Below are 16,034 nucleotides of genomic sequence, written 5' to 3'. Positions count from 1 at the left end.
TTTTTATGAATACATCCATTCATGGCATGAAGCGCACCGTATGGTGCGGCGAGCTGCGTGCAGCGGATGCAGAAAAGGAAGTAACCGTAAACGGCTGGTGCGAGCGCACCCGTGACAACGGCGGCGTCCTGTTCCTGCTGCTGCGTGACCGCACCGGTACCATCCAGTGCACCTTTGACAAGTCCGTCAATGCAGAGTTGTTTGATATTGCGTTCGGCGTGCGCACCGAGTATGTGCTGGCAATCCGCGGCAAGGTTGTTCTGCGTGATGCCAACGCCATCAACAAGAAGATGCCGACCGGCGAAGTAGAGATTGCCGTTACGGATATTCGTGTGCTGTCCAAGTCGGAGACCACTCCGTTTGAGATTTCCGACAACAAGGAAGTCAACGATCAGCTGCGTCTGAAGTATCGCTATCTGGATCTGCGCCGTCCGTCCATGCAGCGCAATCTGGCTCTGCGCCACCGCGTGACCCAGATCGCCCGCAATTATTTTGACGAGCAGGGATTTTTGGAAATCGAGACCCCGATGCTGCAGAAATCCACGCCGGAAGGCGCCCGCGACTATCTGGTACCGTCCCGCGTACATCCGGGCAAGTTCTATGCTCTGCCGCAGTCTCCGCAGCAGTACAAGCAGCTGCTCATGCTGTCCGGCGTTGACCGCTATATGCAGATCACGCGCTGCTTCCGTGATGAGGATCTGCGCGCTGACCGTCAGCCGGAGTTTACCCAGATCGACCTGGAGATGTCCTTTGTTGAGCAGGACGATGTCATTGCCGTCAACGAAGGCTTCCTCAAGCGCGTATTCAAGGAAGTGCTGGATGTGGACATTCAGCTGCCGCTGCCGCGCATGAAGTGGCAGGATGCCATGGACAAGTACGGCTCCGACAAGCCGGATCTGCGTTTTGGCTATGAAATCGTAGATATTTCTGATATTGCAAAGGATTGCTCGTTCAAGGTATTCAAGGGTGCCGTAGAAGACGGCGGTACCGTTCGTCTGATTAACATCAACGGCGGCGCAGACAAGTTCCCGCGCAAGGAAATCGACAAGCTGCAGGATTTTGTCAAGACGTATCGCGCAAAGGGTCTGGCTTGGATGAAGCTGGCTGCCGACGGAAAGATGACTTCCTCGTTCGCAAAATTCCTGTCTGAGGACGAAATTGAAGCAATCAAGGCAAAGGCACAGGCAAAGGACGGCGACCTGCTGTTCGTTGTCGCTGACAGCGATTGGCAGACCGCTGTGACCGCTCTGGGCGCGCTGCGCTGCGAGCTGGCAAAGCGTCTCGGCGTCATTGATCCGCATGATTATAAGCTGCTGTGGGTTGTTGAATTCCCGCAGTTTGAGTACAGCGAAGAAGAAAATCGTTATGTTGCGATGCACCATCCGTTCACCGCTCCGATGGACGAGGATTTGGATATTCTGGAGAGCGATCCGGCAAAGGTTCGCGCAAAGGCATACGACATCATCCTCAACGGCTGCGAGCTGGGCGGCGGTTCCATCCGTATCCATTCCACCGAGACACAGGCGCGCATGTTCCGTGCACTGGGCTTCTCGGACGAGGACGCACAGGAGCGCTTTGGCCATCTGCTGACCGCGTTCAAGTATGGTGCACCTCCGCACGGCGGCTTGGCATACGGTCTGGATCGTCTGTGCATGCTGCTGGCAGGTCTGGATTCTATCCGCGATGTCATTGCCTTCCCGAAGGTACAGAATGCATCCGAATTGATGACCGCTTGCCCGTCTGCTGTCGATCAGAAGCAGCTGGATGAGCTGCATCTGGCGCTGGCATTGGACAGCAGTGAAGAAGAATAAGCTGATATCATAAAACAAGCCTCTTTCCGGTCTGGAAAGAGGCTTGTGATTTTTTGCAGGAAAAAGAACGATAAATACATAAAAATGCATAATCCTGTGCGATTTTTGTAACCAAACTGTTGCTAAATTGTTCACAGATTGTTCGTTTCATTTGAAAGGCATGAGTGCTATAATGGTAAACGTGAAAAGAACGCAGGCTGCAAAACGCGGCTTGCTCGAATGTGGAGGAAGCAAAACGTGCCGAATGAAACCAAAAACGACTTCTGCTGTCTCATTGTCAGCGGTTTTGGCGCGGGCAGTCAGGCTGGCGTTATTCTGCGCGATCACATGTGTGACAGCGGCATTGACACATTTCTGACCACACCTTCTGGAAGCGAAGAACTGCGGCTGGATAAGGACCATTGGGTTCATGGTGTCCGCATGGAATATTTGGCGCTGCGCAAGCAATACCAAAGAGTTGCACTGGTTGGCTTGTCTTTGGGCGGTGTTTTGCTGCTGCATATGCAGGATTTAAAACCTGCTGCGAGCATTTTTGTCAACACACCGTGTGTCTCTGAACGACAGATACATCTGTGGAATCGGATTTTCCAATCGGATTTACAGCCGAGAATCAATGGCGTGCGCGCTGTGCCCGCTCGTCATCAGCTCAGGCAGTTGATTCGGCGGACAAAAAAGCAGGGTGCAGGCTGTGTGCAGTGTCCGGTACTGGTACTGCAGACGCGCGATGACACCGTATGCGACCCGTCCAATGCAGAACATCTCTTTAAACAGATGCATGTGCCGGACAAAAGTCTTCGCTACTATCCGGAAGGCGGACATGATGTACTGTGCAGTCGAACTGTGCTCGCCGTATGCAGCGATATTTTTCAGTTCTGCTCGCGTATTCGCGGTCTGGAAGTCGATCCAATCAAACAAGAAGAACAATTGCTGGAAGAAGAACCATTCTGAATCAACAGAATGGTTCTTTTTTTATCGTTCCGGATGTGTCATTTGCGTGCTGATGCGAATAAATTCCTCCATCGCGCGCGTGATGTGCTTTTTTCTCCGGCAATAAAAATAAACACGGCGGGAAGAAATATCCTCGTCCAGACGGAAATAGCACAGAGAATCCGGCTGGCGCGTGTGGTGCAGAATCGTCTCGCTGATGAGCGCGGCGCCGAGACCACTGCATGCGGCCTGATACGAGGTTGTCAGCTGATCCAGCTCCAACCGGATGTCCGGATGCAGGTGATACCGTGCACACAGCCGGTCAAAGCGCGTGCGGGTGTCGTTGCCCTCACGCAGCGCCAAAAAGGGAAGCTGTGAAAAGCGGGACAGCGGCACGCATGGCACATCGTCCCAATTGACGGGTCTGCCGGTTTGCGAGACATCCAATTGATACTCGGTCAGCATGTCTCCGGAAAGCAGCTGCTTGGGAACGACCAAGACGAGATTTTCCGTAAATAAATAGTGCTTGTCATACATGTCCTCGGGCAAATCATAGTTTTCCAGAACAATGTCCAGAGTTCCGGCGTTGAGCGCATCCAGCAATATATCCGTGTTCGCCTCGGTCATAGATACGTGAATGCCGGGATAAAAACGGGCGAATGCCGTCATGCAGGACGGCAGCAAAAAAGACGCAAAGATGCTGTTTGCGCCGATGGACAGCGAGCCGATGAGCAGATGTTCGGTTTGGTTTAAGTATTGGGAAAACTGGTATTCCACATCCATGATTTGTTCGATGCAGCTGATGTATTCCTTGCCGCAGTTGGTCAGCCGAATCGGGGAACAGGAGCGGTCGAAAATCGGGCTGCCGATGCGCTTTTCTACTTTTTTGACCATGGCGCTCAGCGCGGGCTGTGAGATAAACAGCTTTTCTGCGGCGCGGGAAAAGCTCATTTCTTTGTACACAGCATATACGTATTCCATATTGCGAAACATGCGGACACCTCCAAGGAAAGTATATCATAAGCATTTAATTATATCAAATATAAAAAAACAATATTTGATTTATATGCTGTTTCTGGATATAATACAAACAGTGATTGAAACAAGCGGAAATCCGCTTACATTGCGAAACCCTTTCGGCTGCAATATGAATTGGAACGCATCGTGCAGCTGATGCTCCCGAACAAATCATTCAGACGAAGTACTCTTTACTCAGCCTTTCCCTTCTGCTGAGCCGAGACTTCGTCTGAATGATTTGTTTCTGTTTCTTTACAGATACGCGCTTTTTGTGGTATCATAAAAAGCAGAAACAGAAAAGACCGGAGCATAGCTGCCAGTCATTTGCAAAATATAAAGGAGACTTGGAATATGAAAAAGATTCTGATGCTGACCACGGGCGGAGACATCGCCGGCGAGCATACGGACACAGGTCTGGTGCCGGTATATACCGGAGAACAGCTGGTTTCTATGGTGCCGGAGCTGCGCGAATACTGCGAGCTGGAATGTAAGGACATCATGCAGCTGGATGGAACCAATGTACAGCCGGAAGACTGGATTACCATCGCTGAGGAAGTATATGACGCACAGGAAGCCTACGACGGTGTGATTATCACCCATGGCACCGACACGATGGCATATTCTGCTTGCGCGGTGAGCCTGATGGTACAGAATCTGCAAAAGCCGGTCATTTTCACGGGCGCACAAATCGCCATGGTTGATCCGGACACGGATGGCAAGAAGAACCTGCTGGACGCTGTACACGCGGCGGTTTCCGGCATTCCGGGCGTATACGTTGTATTTGGCGGACGCATCATCCGAGGCATTCGCGCACAGAAGATGTATACGCGCGCGCTGGATGCGTTCCACAGCATCAATGCGGGTGACGCCGGCTATGTACAGGACGGCGAAGTGTTCCTCAATCAGAGCGTTCCAACGCCGGTCGGTGAGCCGGTGCTGGATACACGGCTGGAGCCTAAGGTTGTACAGCTCAAGCTGCTGCCGGGCATTGAGCCGAAGCAGCTGGAATCCATGCTGGGCATGGGATATTACGGCATCATTCTCGAAGCATTTGGCTGCGGCGGCATTCCGAATCAGAACCGCAATCTGCTGCCGTGCCTGAAGCGTGCAAAGCAGTTTGGTGTTGCCGTTCTCGTTGCAACCCAGTGTAAGTACGGCAATGTAGATCTGGGTGTCTATGATGTCAATGTACAGGCTGCCCGTGAGGGTGCGATGTCGGTATATGATATGAGCATTGAAGCGGCGGCTGTCAAGCTGATGTGGGTGCTTGGCCACACGAAAAAGCTGGATGAAGTCAAGAAGATGATGGAAACCTGCTACGTTGGCGAGTTTACAGAAAAGAGACACGCATAATAGAGATAAGAAAAGCCAGAATCGGATGTCCCGATTCTGGCTTTTTGTTTTATTGCAGGATAGTATCAGCCTGCATGATCCTCCCAAGGAACCAGAACAAAATGCCCGTTGCTGCGGCGGCAAATTTCGTTAATCCAAGGGATTTCAAAGCTGGCTTTCGCCTTGAGCAGAGAGCTGTCCGGCTTCATTGGATAAATGGATTGATTGACAACCCAGTAGTCGATGCAGATGCCGAGATGCTGTAAGAAATTCTGCATCCGCATTGCCTGCGTGGCGGGTTCCTTTTCCGGTGTTGTGACCATGATGATTTCGGTCACATCGCTGAGCATAAGCTGTATCTGCGGCAGCAAATGCTGTGCCGTGGTGATTTTCTTTCCGTCGCGGCGCATGCCGCCCAGCGCATACTCTTTGGCGGAATAATCCAAAATAACCACGGTGTTTGGCTGCTCCAAAAGCTCGTGAAACGCGACGAGATTGTCTGACAGCAGGTACTTGAGCGGCATGTTGCTGCTGGAATACAAGTGTACGCGTTTGTTTTGATGCGAGAGCCTGCGCGCAAGATTTCTTGCGAGCGTCGATTTGCCGGAGCCGCTGCTGCCGAGAATAATGACGAGCTTTCGATTGTTTGTTTGGATGGAATGCACGATGTCCTGCAATTGACGCGGTTCGCTGGCGTCTATCCTCTCCGGAGATGATGTGAAGTAGTCCTCTCGCAGAGAGGAACGAACACTGGATGTATTGGAGATGGAATACGAACGCATGGGAATTTGCCGTGCGGGCAGCTCGTACAGAATCGCAGGCATCGCTGCGATCGCCTTTTGCTGTAATTGGTAAATGATGCGGGCTGCTGCGCCGTCATCCCGCAGCGCAAGACTGTTGACGAGCAGCAGCAAATTGGTGATGCCAATGGAACGCAGGCGCTGCACCGCCTGTGCGGTCTTGCAAAATTCCGTTGTCAGCGGGCGCGAGACGAGAAATGCGCTGGTCTGACTCGGATTGGTCAGCACATCCATCAATTCGTGATGATCGGAAAACAGCGGAGAACGCAGCTCCTGCAGCATCCATTCCGTGTCCCAGATATCCGCAATGACATACGAATATCGGAACCGATTTTTCGGATTCATCAGAAACTGCTCCAGCTGTAAAAATACATGCTCAAAATCCTGCAGCGGATCAATCGCCATGATGTCCAGCTTGGGGATTTGAGGAACCGTGGTGGTCGGTGTCGTCAGCTGCATATCAAACAGCTCGGACAAATGGCTGATGGCATCGGTTCCGATGAACAAGGTGCGGTGTCCATGGTCTGCCAGAGAGACCGCCGCCGCACAAGCTGCAGAGGTCTTTCCGGAACCGCCCGGACCGGCAAAGACAATATATTTCGTCTGAATATCTTCCTGCGGATTAAAATGATACATAATCCCACCCCTCCCTTTGGTGGTCATGCCCTCCCCCTGCGGCGCAGGAAAAGTAAAAAGAGCTGACAGCCATCCGTCGCCATGAACCATCGTTGATAGAGACTGCGTGCATGGAAAACAGAGCGTGTCAGCGAAGCGCCGCGGCAAATCTGCCGCGTAAATACCTATCCTTTATCATAGTACCAGTGTAACACATTCATCCCTCGCGGGTCAACGAAACGCATAAAAGAGTTATGAATAATGTGTAAAATTTATACATTTTGTGCACGTGCACGGCGAAAAAAGAACAAAAACCTTCAAAATATGCGCAAAAAAGCAAAGAAAACCGACAGCCTCTGTGAGACTGCCGGTTTGGGTCAGTGCTGTGTGCCGCTGTCGGCGGTATCCGCTTCAAACTGCTCCAGCTGAAGCGTCAGCCCGTCCTCTGTGTCGGACAGTGTGACGGTTGCAGTGTCTGCTTTCCATTCGTCTCCGTCCGGATTTCTGCCGACCAACTCGGTGACGGTATCGCGCAGCTGATCTTCCGTCATGTCATCCGATTTCGGGAACAGAATGCAAATCGAAGTCACATCGCCGTATGTATTATAATACACAGTGAATGTCACCTTGCAGCCGTATACAATGCCGTCGTCAAATTCGCGTGCAGTCAGTTCGCCGTCCGCGTTATATTTCTGGGAACTGCCGTCGCCCAGCAGCTCGGTTACGCCGCTGTCCGGCGTGCTAATCAGCGAAAACAGCATGTTCAAGTGCATGGTGTCTGTATCTTGTGCGGTGAGTGCCTGTGTCGTCGCGGGCGTGCCGTTGTCATCTGCGTTCTTTTTGCCGCAGCCGGTAAGCAGGCCGAGAAGCAGACTGACGGAAAGCGTAAGACACAGCAGGCGGTTGCATCGTTTCATTGACAAGCTCCTTTCGTTGGCAGAACGCGAAATGTTTCCGATAATGTAGCAAATATACGGAAACATCCACAATCTACTCACTTTTGTACTTATAAATTATCACTTCACGTATCATGCCTATCATAGAATAAAAATTGAAAATTTGCAAGATAAATCGCGCAAAAAGTGCAAAGATTTTCGATTTTTTCTGTCAGCTTTCCGTGAGAGAACGGGAAAATGCGGAAAAAGAGGAAAAAACCGGCGGAAAAGTAATAGACAAACTGTATAAATATACATTTTAGAAAATATTTAAAAGTTTTCCTTGCATTCTGCGTACGACAGGATTATAATATGGTCATGACAAAAACAGGGGCGATTCGCACAGCAAAACATTGGTTTTGCGTCAGATACGAAACAAACCGCCCTTCTTATGGAGGCTTATATACGATGGCAACGAAAGATATGAAGATTAAAAAGGCAGTTCTGGCATATTCCGGCGGACTGGATACTTCCGTTCTGATTCCGTGGCTGAAGGAAAACTACGGCTGCGAAGTAGTCGCTGTTTCCGGCGACGTAGGACAGGGAACCGAGCTGGACGGTCTGGAAGAGAAGGCACTCAAGACCGGCGCTTCCAAGCTGTACGTCATGGATCTGACCAAGGAATTCGTTGATGATTACATTATCCCGACCATGAAGGCCGACGCAGACTATGAGGGCTACCTGCTGGGTACTTCCTTCGCTCGTCCGATCATCGCTCGCCGTCTTGTTGAGATCGCTAAGAAGGAAGGCGCAGACACCATCGTACATGGCTGCACCGGTAAGGGCAACGATCAGGTTCGTTTCGAGCTGGCTATCAAGGCTTTCGCACCGGAGATGCAGGTTCTGGCTCCGTGGCGTTTCTGGGAGCTGGACAGCCGCGACAAGGAAATTGATTACGCAGAAGCACACAACATTCCGCTGAAGATTAACCGCGAGACCAACTACTCCAAGGACAAGAACATTTGGCATCTGTCCCATGAGGGTCTGGATCTGGAGGATCCGGCAAACGAGCCGAAGTATGACGAGATTCTCGAGATGGGCGTTTCTCCGGAGCAGGCACCGGACAAGCCGACTTACGTTACCATTCATTTCGAGCAGGGCGTTCCGACCGCTGTTGACGGCGAGGAGATGGAATCCGTTGCACTGCTCAAGAAGCTGAATGAGCTGGGCGGCGCAAACGGCATCGGTCTGCTGGATTTGGTAGAGAACCGTCTGGTAGGCATGAAGAGCCGCGGCGTATACGAGACACCGGGCGGTGCAATCATGTACGCAGCACACAAGAAGCTGGAAGAAATCACGCTGGACAAGGAAACCACACATTACAAGGCGCTGATCGCACAGAAGTTCGGCGAGCTGGTTTACAACGGTCAGTGGTACACCCCGCTGCGCAAGGCGCTGAGCGCATTTGTTGACGAGACCCAGAAGACGGTTACCGGCGATGTCAAGCTGAAGCTGTACAAGGGCAACATCATTCCGGCATCCGTAACCTCTCCGTACACCCTGCATTCCGAGGCAATGGCAACCTTCGCTGAGGATGACATGTACAACCAGGCAGATTCCGAAGGATTCATCAATCTGTTCGGCCTGCCGCTCAAGGTTCGTGCGCTGAAGGAACAGCAGGCAGACGTTGCGTTCCCGAGCGTAGAGTAAAAGCAAGATAACATCGAGCACGATTTTCGCAATCGGGCGGGCGTGATTGCCCGCCCATTGTGCGTTTTAGCAGTTTTAGCAAAAGAACACGAAAATACCGGCGATTGCGCCGGAACAAAGGAGAAAATCCCATGAAACTTTGGGCTGGACGTTTCCAGAAGGAAACCAATGACGTAGTAAATGATTTCAATTCCTCCATTCAGTTCGACGGTCGTCTGTATCGGGAGGATATTACCGGTTCTATCGCACACGCCACCATGCTGGGCAAGCAGGGCATCATTGAGGAGCACGAAGCAGAAAAGATCGTAGCAGGCCTCAAGGAGATCCTGAAGGAAGTAGAAGCCGGAGAGCTGGATGTATTCAATCCGGAATATGAAGATATTCATATGAATGTCGAGGTCGCTCTGACTCAGCGCATCGGCGATACAGGCAAGCGCCTGCACACCGCGCGTTCTAGAAATGACCAGGTCGCCCTCGACATGCGTATGTATGTAAAGAAGGAAATCTGCGAGATTATGGAGCTGGCAATCGCGTTTGAGAAGGAACTGGTTGCCAAGGCAAAGGAAAACCTCGACACCGTTATGCCGGGCTACACCCACTTGCAGCGCGCACAGCCGACCACATTTGGCCATTACATGATGGCATACGCGCAGATGCTGCGCCGCGATATTTCCCGTCTGGAAGACTGCTATGAGCGTATGGACGAGCTGCCGCTCGGCTCCGGTGCGCTGGCTTCCACAACGTACCCGATTGACCGTCAGTTTGTCTGTGACAAGCTGGGCTTTGCCCGCGTGACGGAAAACTCTCTGGACGGCGTATCCGATCGTGACTACTGCATTGAGCTGATGAGCTGCCTGTCTCTGATGATGATGCATCTGTCCCGTCTGTCCGAAGAAGTTATCTCTTGGTGTTCTTGGGAGTGGCGGTTTGCCGAGCTGGACGATGCATATTCCACCGGCTCCTCCATTATGCCGCAGAAGAAGAATCCGGACGTCTGCGAGCTGATTCGCGGCAAGACCGGCCGTGTATACGGCGATTTGATGACGCTGCTCACGACCATGAAGGCGCTGCCGCTTGCATACAACAAGGACATGCAGGAGGATAAGGAGTGCGTATTTGACGCGATTGATACCGTCAAGCAGTGCTTGCAGGTGTTTGCGCCGATGTTCCGCACCATGACCCTGCGCAAGAAGAATATGCGCAAGGCGGCAAGTCAGGGCTTTATCAATGCAACCGACTGTGCGGATTACCTGACCAAGAAGGGTGTTCCGTTCCGCGATGCGTATATGATTGTCGGACGTCTGGTCAATACCTGCATTCATGCAGATGAGACGCTGGAAACCATGACGCTCAAGGACTTCAAGTCTATCTCGAACTATTTCGATGCCGATGTATATGAGGCACTGGATCTCAAGACCTGTGTAGAGGGACGTTCGGTTATCGGCGGTCCGGCTCCGAAGGAAGTGACACGCCAGATCAAGAAGGTGGAGTCGTTCCTGAAGGACGCAGAGGAACAGCTGGAAGACATGCGCGCAGAGCTGCGCACGTAATTGTTGGGAGAGATGACCATGAAACCTGTAGTATATATAGATGGAAAAGAAGGAACGACCGGTCTGCAAATTTTTGAGAGATTGGGTTCCCGTGATGACATTGATTTGATTCTCATTGATGAGGACAAGCGCAAGGATACCGCAGAGCGCAAGAAATTTATCAATGCGGCGGATATTGTATTCCTGTGTCTGCCGGACGCGGCGGCACGCGAGGCAGTTGCCCTGTGTGAAAACGATAAGACGCGTTTTATTGATGCATCAACGGCACACAGAACCGATCCGGCATGGGATTACGGCTTTGCTGAACTGTCCGAGGCGCATCGCGCAGCGATTATGCAGTCCAAGCGCGTTGCCAATCCGGGCTGCCATGCATCGGGATTTATTTCCTCCGTGTATCCGCTCGTCAAGCTGGGCATTGTTCCGGCGGATTATCCGCTCACCTGCTCGTCCCTGACCGGCTATTCCGGCGGCGGCAAGAAGCTGATTGCCGAGTATGAGGACCCGAACAGAGATCCGCGTCACGATTCACACCGCATTTACGGCACGACGCTCAAACACAAGCATCTGCCGGAGATGGTGCACGTATGCGGTCTGCAGGAAAAGCCAGTGTTTGTCCCGATTCTGGGCGATTACTATAAGGGCATGGCATCGACCATTATGCTGCACAACAGCCGTCTGCCGGGTCAGCCGACTGCGCAGGACATTCATGCGGCACTGACCAAGTACTATGAGGGACAGAAGCTCGTGCGCACCGCACCGTTTGGCGGCGAAGAACCGGTTATTTATTCCAGCGGCATGGCGGGACACGACAGCCTGCAGCTCATTGTGTGCGGTCATGAAGAACAGACCATTGTCACGGCACTGTTTGATAATCTGGGCAAGGGCGCATCCGGCGCTGCGGTTCAGAACATGAACCTGATGCTGGGCTTTGAAGAGACCACTGGTCTTACCATTTGATACGAATATAACCACCGCGATTGATATATAAAGAGGAATCATCATGAAAAAGATTGAAGGCGGCGTTTGCGCCGCAAAAGGCTTCCGCGCAGCAGGCGTGCACTGCGGCGTCAAGGCAAACAGTCCGGCAGATAAAAACGATCTGGCGCTCATCGTCAGCGATACCGTTGCAGCAACGGCAGCGACCTTTACCAGCAACCGTGTAAAGGCTGCACCGATCTATGTCTGCATGGAGCATCTGGAAAATGGTCTGGCTCAGGCGATTGTCGCAAACTCCGGCAACGCCAATGCGTGTGCACCGGAAGGCATGGAAAACGCCAAGCGCATGGCAGCAGCTGCCGCAAAGGCTGCCGGTGTGGATGAGGACAAGGTACTCGTTGGCTCCACCGGCGTCATCGGTCAGAGACTGAATGTCGAGACCATCGAAGCACATATGGACGAAGTCGCTTCTAAGCTGGAGGCTTCTGCTGAAGCATCGCAGGCGGCAAACAACGCCATCATGACCACGGATACCGTGGAGAAGACGGCAGCAGTTGAGTTTACCTGCGGCGGCAAGACCTGCCGTATCGGCGGTATTGCCAAGGGCTCTGGTATGATTCATCCGAACATGGGTACCATGCTGTGCTTCATCACGACAGACTGTGCGATTGACCCGTCTCTGCTGCGCTCCGCGCTGCGCGAGGTCGTTTCCAAGACCTTTAACCGCATTTCTGTGGACGGCGATACCTCTACCAATGACACCTGCATTGTCATGGCAAATGGCATGGCAGGCAACGAGCTGCTCGACTGGAAGAGCGAGGAGTATCATGCCTTTTACGATGCACTGTACGAAGTGGCACTGACGCTGGCAAAGAAGATGGCAGCAGACGGCGAGGGTGCTTCCCGCCTGATTTCCTGCACGGTCAAGCATTCCCGCGCCGAGGAGTACGCAGAGCGTCTGGCAAAGGCTGTCATTGCATCCAGTCTGGTCAAGGCGGCGATGTACGGCGCAGATGCAAACTGGGGTCGTGTACTGTGTGCGATGGGCTATTCCAAGGCACCGTTCCGTCCGGAATTCGTCAACATTGGTTTCTCCAGCGCAGCGGGTTCCATCACCGTTTGTGAAAACGGCGAAGCAGTAGACTTTGATGAGGACATCGCCAAGAAGATTCTGCTCGAAAAGGAAGTTTCCATTGATGTAGATATTCAGGAGGGCGACGAGGAAGCAACCGCCTACGGCTGTGACCTGACCTATGATTACGTTCGCATCAACGGCGACTATCGCACGTAATCGGAGGAAAACGAAAGACAATGCTGGAAAATTTCGAAAATATGGAGAAATACCGTGCGCAGATGCTGATTGAGGCGCTGCCGCACATTCAGAAATACTATGGCAAGACCGTTGTTGTAAAATACGGCGGCAATGCCATGATTAACGAAGACCTCAAGGACGCCGTGATTCATGACATCGTTCTGCTGAGTCTGGTCGGCGTGCGCATCGTTGTTGTGCACGGCGGCGGACCGGAAATCAGCGGTATGCTCAAGAAAATCGGCAAGAAATCCGAATTCGTCAAGGGTCTGCGCTATACCGACCGTGAGACCATGGACATCGTGCAGATGGTTCTGTGCGGCAAGGTCAACAAGGAATTGGTATCCCTGCTCAATAAGGCGGGCGGTTCCGGTGTCGGTCTGAGCGGCATGGATGACGGTCTACTGCAGGCGGTTCGCAAAAAAGACGAGGACGGCACGGATTACGGCTATGTCGGCGATATTGTCAAGGTAAATCCGAAACTCGTCAATGATATGCTGGAGGATGGATATATTCCGGTTGTGTCCACGGCTGCCATGGGCGTGGACGATGACACCAGCTACAACATCAATGCAGACCTCGCCGCTTCCAAGCTGGCAGTGGCGCTGCAGGCGGAAAAGCTGATTTTGCTCACCGATGTGCGCGGTCTGCTGCGTGACCGCAACGATGAAAATACGTTGATTCCGGAAATTAAGGTATCCGCCGTGCCGAAGCTCATCAAGGACGGCGTCATTGCAGGCGGCATGATTCCAAAGGTGGACTGCTGTGTGGAAGCTGTCCGCGAGGGCGTGCGTCAGGCGAACATTCAGGACGGCCGCGTGGAGCACTCGATTCTGATCGAGCTGTTCAGCGATGCGGGTGTCGGTACGATGTTCTATTAAGAGGAAGGGAAATCGAAGATTATGACATATCAGGAACTGAAAGATCAGGAAAATCAGTATGTGATGCATACCTACGGTCGTTTTTCCATTGCACTGGATCACGGCAAGGGCGCACAGCTGTGGGATGTAGAGGGCAAGCGCTACATTGATCTGACCAGCGGCATCGGCGTTTGCTGTCTGGGATATGACAACGAGAAGATTGTGAATGCCATCACGGAGCAGGCACACAAGATTATGCATGTGTCCAACCTGTTTACGACAGCTCCGATGGTACAGGTAGCCAAGACGCTGGTTGAACAGACCGGCATGGGCAAGGTGTTCTTCGCAAACTCCGGCGCGGAGGCAAACGAGGGCATGATCAAGCTCGCAAGAAAGTATTCGTATGACAAGTACGGCGAGGGACGTGCAGAGATTGTCACCCTGCGCAATTCCTTCCATGGCCGCACCGTCACAACGCTCAAGGCGACCGGTCAGGACAAGTTCCATCAGTATTTCTTCCCGTTTACCGAGGGCTTTGCATACGCTGAGGCAAACAACATGGACTCCATCCGTGCCAATGTCAACGAACATACTTGCGCTGTCATGATGGAGCTGATTCAGGGAGAAGGCGGCGTTATGCCGCTGGATAAGAGCTTTGTACAGGAGGTTGCTGCGTTCTGTAAGGAGCATGACCTGTTGCTGCTCATCGACGAAGTACAGACCGGCATCGGCCGTACCGGTTCGCTGTTCTGCTTCCAGCAGTACGGCATCAAGCCGGATGTTGTCTCGATGGCAAAGGGACTCGGCGGCGGTGTGCCGATTGGCGCTGTCATGGCAAACACCACCTGTGATGAGGTTCTCGGCCCCGGCACCCATGCGACAACGTTTGGCGGCACGCCGATGTGCTGTGCATCCGCCAATGCTGTGCTGTCCGAAGTGACCAAGCCGGAATTCCTGCAGGCGGTACAGGAAAAGGGCAAGTATCTGGAAGACAAGATTCTGGCTATGGGCTCTGACAAGGTAAAGGGCGTGCGCGGCCTCGGCCTGATGGTCGGCATCGTTGTCGATGCAGAAGAGCGCGCTGCATTGGTCGCTGAGATCATGGACAAGGGCGTGCTGGTTCTGACCGCAGGCACCAATGTTATCCGTCTGCTGCCGCCGCTCACCATTTCGTATGAGGAAATGGATGAGGCACTCGCTGTGATGCAGTCTGTATTCTGCAAGTGAGCAAGGAGGCGCGAACCATGAATCATTTGTTAAAGCTGCTCGACTGCTCCAAGGATGAGATTATCAATATTCTGGACTTGGCAGATCAGCTGAAGTATGAAAAGAAGCACAACATCCCGCATCGCCATCTGGAAGGCAAGAGCCTCGGCATGATTTTCCAGAAGTTCTCGACGCGCACACGTGTTTCGTTTGAAACCGGCATGTATCAGCTGGGCGGTCAGGCGCTGTTTCTGACCAACCACGACTTGCAGATCGGCCGCGGCGAGCTGGTCAAGGACACCGCGCGCGTGCTGTCTCGGTATCTGGACGGCATTGTCATCCGCACCTACGATCAGGCAGAGGCGGAAACCTTGGCGGACTGCGGCAGCATTCCGGTCATCAATGGCCTGACGAATTTTGCACATCCGTGTCAGGTGCTCGCCGACCTCATGACCGTGCGCGAGCATTTTGCGCAGCTGGAAGGTTTGAAGATGGGCTTTGTCGGTGACGGCTTCAACATGTGCAATTCTCTGATTGTCGGCTGTCTGAAGGTTGGCATGAAGGTGTCGGTGGCAACGCCGGAGGGCTATGAGCCGGACGCCAAGGTGCTGGCATTTGCAGAGGAGATGAAAAAGCAAGGCGCATCGTTTGAACTGAGCCATGACATTCATCAGGCAGCAGACAACGCAGATGTCTTGTTTACGGATGCATGGATTGGCATGGGACAGGAAGCCGAAGCAGAAAAGCGCCGCGCAGCGTTTGCAGGCTTCACGGTGGATCACGACCTGCTGTCCTGCTGCAAGGAAGGTGTCATGGTACAGCACTGTCTGCCGGCACATCGCGGGGAAGAAATCACGGATGAAGTGCTGGAAGAGCATGCAGATGAGATTTTCGAAGAATCCGAGAACAGACTGCACGCGCAGAAGGCTGTTATGGTCATGCTGATGAGCGAAAAATCGGATTTTCATATTTGATTGCTGACGAATACAAAAAGAGGGCGCTTGTGCGCTCTCTTTTTTGTATATTGATTTTTTGTGAAAGAATGTGCAAATGAGCCGGAAAGATAGACATTGATTCGGTCATATG

13 protein-coding genes are annotated in these 16,034 nt (G+C 52.6%); 10 read left to right on the top strand and 3 right to left on the bottom strand.

Annotated elements, in window-relative coordinates:
• Window positions 1–5 precede the first annotated feature (5 nt).
• The gene (gene aspS, locus KQI75_RS07050) at window positions 6–1,811 is read left to right on the top strand and encodes an aspartate--tRNA ligase (protein ID WP_216470037.1); all 1,806 of its coding nucleotides are present in this window, start codon (window positions 6–8) and stop codon (window positions 1,809–1,811) included.
• 237 nt (window positions 1,812–2,048) lie between these two features.
• Window positions 2,049–2,759 (top strand): alpha/beta hydrolase, encoded by a 711-nt coding sequence (locus KQI75_RS13760; RefSeq protein WP_216470036.1) that lies wholly within the window; start codon window positions 2,049–2,051, stop codon window positions 2,757–2,759.
• Between the two features lie 21 nt (window positions 2,760–2,780).
• Here the strand turns inward: KQI75_RS13760 and KQI75_RS07040 are convergent, their stop codons facing one another.
• On the bottom strand, window positions 2,781–3,731 hold the full coding sequence (locus tag KQI75_RS07040) for a LysR family transcriptional regulator (protein ID WP_216470035.1): 951 nt from the start codon (window positions 3,729–3,731) through the stop codon (window positions 2,781–2,783).
• Window positions 3,732–4,106: 375 nt separating this feature from the next.
• On the opposite strand from KQI75_RS07040, the gene KQI75_RS07035 reads away from it, so the two are divergent.
• A complete protein-coding gene (locus tag KQI75_RS07035; protein WP_216470034.1) occupies window positions 4,107–5,108 on the top strand; it encodes an asparaginase in 1,002 nt (333 codons plus the stop codon).
• 65 nt (window positions 5,109–5,173) lie between these two features.
• Here the strand turns inward: KQI75_RS07035 and KQI75_RS07030 are convergent, their stop codons facing one another.
• Window positions 5,174–6,523 carry an ArsA-related P-loop ATPase gene (locus KQI75_RS07030; protein WP_216470033.1) on the bottom strand — a complete coding sequence of 450 codons (1,350 nt, stop codon included), beginning with the start codon at window positions 6,521–6,523 and terminating at the stop codon, window positions 5,174–5,176.
• A 356-nt stretch (window positions 6,524–6,879) separates the two neighbouring features.
• Window positions 6,880–7,419, bottom strand: coding sequence for a hypothetical protein (locus KQI75_RS07025; protein ID WP_216470032.1), 540 nt, complete (start codon window positions 7,417–7,419; stop codon window positions 6,880–6,882).
• Between the two features lie 426 nt (window positions 7,420–7,845).
• Here KQI75_RS07025 and KQI75_RS07020 point away from each other — a divergent pair, with 426 nt between their 5' ends.
• The 7 genes from KQI75_RS07020 (at window position 7,846) to argF (ending at window position 15,922) form a co-directional block, all read left to right on the top strand.
• Entirely contained in the window at window positions 7,846–9,087 is a 1,242-nt protein-coding gene (locus KQI75_RS07020; protein ID WP_281416194.1) for an argininosuccinate synthase, read from the top strand.
• 131 nt (window positions 9,088–9,218) lie between these two features.
• On the top strand, window positions 9,219–10,637 hold the full coding sequence (gene argH, locus KQI75_RS07015) for an argininosuccinate lyase (RefSeq protein WP_216470031.1): 1,419 nt from the start codon (window positions 9,219–9,221) through the stop codon (window positions 10,635–10,637).
• Window positions 10,638–10,655: 18 nt separating this feature from the next.
• On the top strand, window positions 10,656–11,594 hold the full coding sequence (argC, locus tag KQI75_RS07010; protein ID WP_216470030.1) for an N-acetyl-gamma-glutamyl-phosphate reductase: 939 nt from the start codon (window positions 10,656–10,658) through the stop codon (window positions 11,592–11,594).
• A 43-nt stretch (window positions 11,595–11,637) separates the two neighbouring features.
• Window positions 11,638–12,864 carry a bifunctional ornithine acetyltransferase/N-acetylglutamate synthase gene (gene argJ, locus KQI75_RS07005; protein ID WP_216470029.1) on the top strand — a complete coding sequence of 409 codons (1,227 nt, stop codon included), beginning with the start codon at window positions 11,638–11,640 and terminating at the stop codon, window positions 12,862–12,864.
• Between the two features lie 20 nt (window positions 12,865–12,884).
• A complete protein-coding gene (gene argB / locus KQI75_RS07000; RefSeq protein ID WP_246566484.1) occupies window positions 12,885–13,763 on the top strand; it encodes an acetylglutamate kinase in 879 nt (292 codons plus the stop codon).
• Window positions 13,764–13,784: 21 nt separating this feature from the next.
• A complete protein-coding gene (locus KQI75_RS06995; RefSeq protein WP_216470028.1) occupies window positions 13,785–14,969 on the top strand; it encodes an aspartate aminotransferase family protein in 1,185 nt (394 codons plus the stop codon).
• 17 nt (window positions 14,970–14,986) lie between these two features.
• On the top strand, window positions 14,987–15,922 hold the full coding sequence (gene argF / locus KQI75_RS06990) for an ornithine carbamoyltransferase (protein WP_216470027.1): 936 nt from the start codon (window positions 14,987–14,989) through the stop codon (window positions 15,920–15,922).
• Window positions 15,923–16,034: the final 112 nt, after the last annotated feature.

The organism is Butyricicoccus intestinisimiae (genome assembly GCF_018918345.1).
Lineage (GTDB): Bacteria > Bacillota > Clostridia > Oscillospirales > Butyricicoccaceae > Butyricicoccus_A > Butyricicoccus_A intestinisimiae.
Note: the sequence above shows the minus strand (reverse complement) of the source record. Positions and strands in the feature narration are given on the sequence as shown.

What these genes read in the sequence shown, in the direction of transcription:
- KQI75_RS07030 (WP_216470033.1), bottom strand. Translation starts at nt 6,523, where the DNA reads ATGTATCATTTTAATCCGCAGGAAGATATTCAGACGAAATATATTGTC.
- KQI75_RS07040 (WP_216470035.1), bottom strand. Translation starts at nt 3,731, where the DNA reads ATGTTTCGCAATATGGAATACGTATATGCTGTGTACAAAGAAATGAGC.
- argB (WP_246566484.1), top strand. Translation starts at nt 12,885, where the DNA reads ATGCTGGAAAATTTCGAAAATATGGAGAAATACCGTGCGCAGATGCTG.
- KQI75_RS07020 (WP_281416194.1), top strand. Translation starts at nt 7,846, where the DNA reads ATGGCAACGAAAGATATGAAGATTAAAAAGGCAGTTCTGGCATATTCC.
- argH (WP_216470031.1), top strand. Translation starts at nt 9,219, where the DNA reads ATGAAACTTTGGGCTGGACGTTTCCAGAAGGAAACCAATGACGTAGTA.
- argC (WP_216470030.1), top strand. Translation starts at nt 10,656, where the DNA reads ATGAAACCTGTAGTATATATAGATGGAAAAGAAGGAACGACCGGTCTG.
- KQI75_RS07025 (WP_216470032.1), bottom strand. Translation starts at nt 7,419, where the DNA reads ATGAAACGATGCAACCGCCTGCTGTGTCTTACGCTTTCCGTCAGTCTG.
- argF (WP_216470027.1), top strand. Translation starts at nt 14,987, where the DNA reads ATGAATCATTTGTTAAAGCTGCTCGACTGCTCCAAGGATGAGATTATC.
- KQI75_RS07035 (WP_216470034.1), top strand. Translation starts at nt 4,107, where the DNA reads ATGAAAAAGATTCTGATGCTGACCACGGGCGGAGACATCGCCGGCGAG.
- KQI75_RS06995 (WP_216470028.1), top strand. Translation starts at nt 13,785, where the DNA reads ATGACATATCAGGAACTGAAAGATCAGGAAAATCAGTATGTGATGCAT.
- aspS (WP_216470037.1), top strand. Translation starts at nt 6, where the DNA reads ATGAATACATCCATTCATGGCATGAAGCGCACCGTATGGTGCGGCGAG.
- argJ (WP_216470029.1), top strand. Translation starts at nt 11,638, where the DNA reads ATGAAAAAGATTGAAGGCGGCGTTTGCGCCGCAAAAGGCTTCCGCGCA.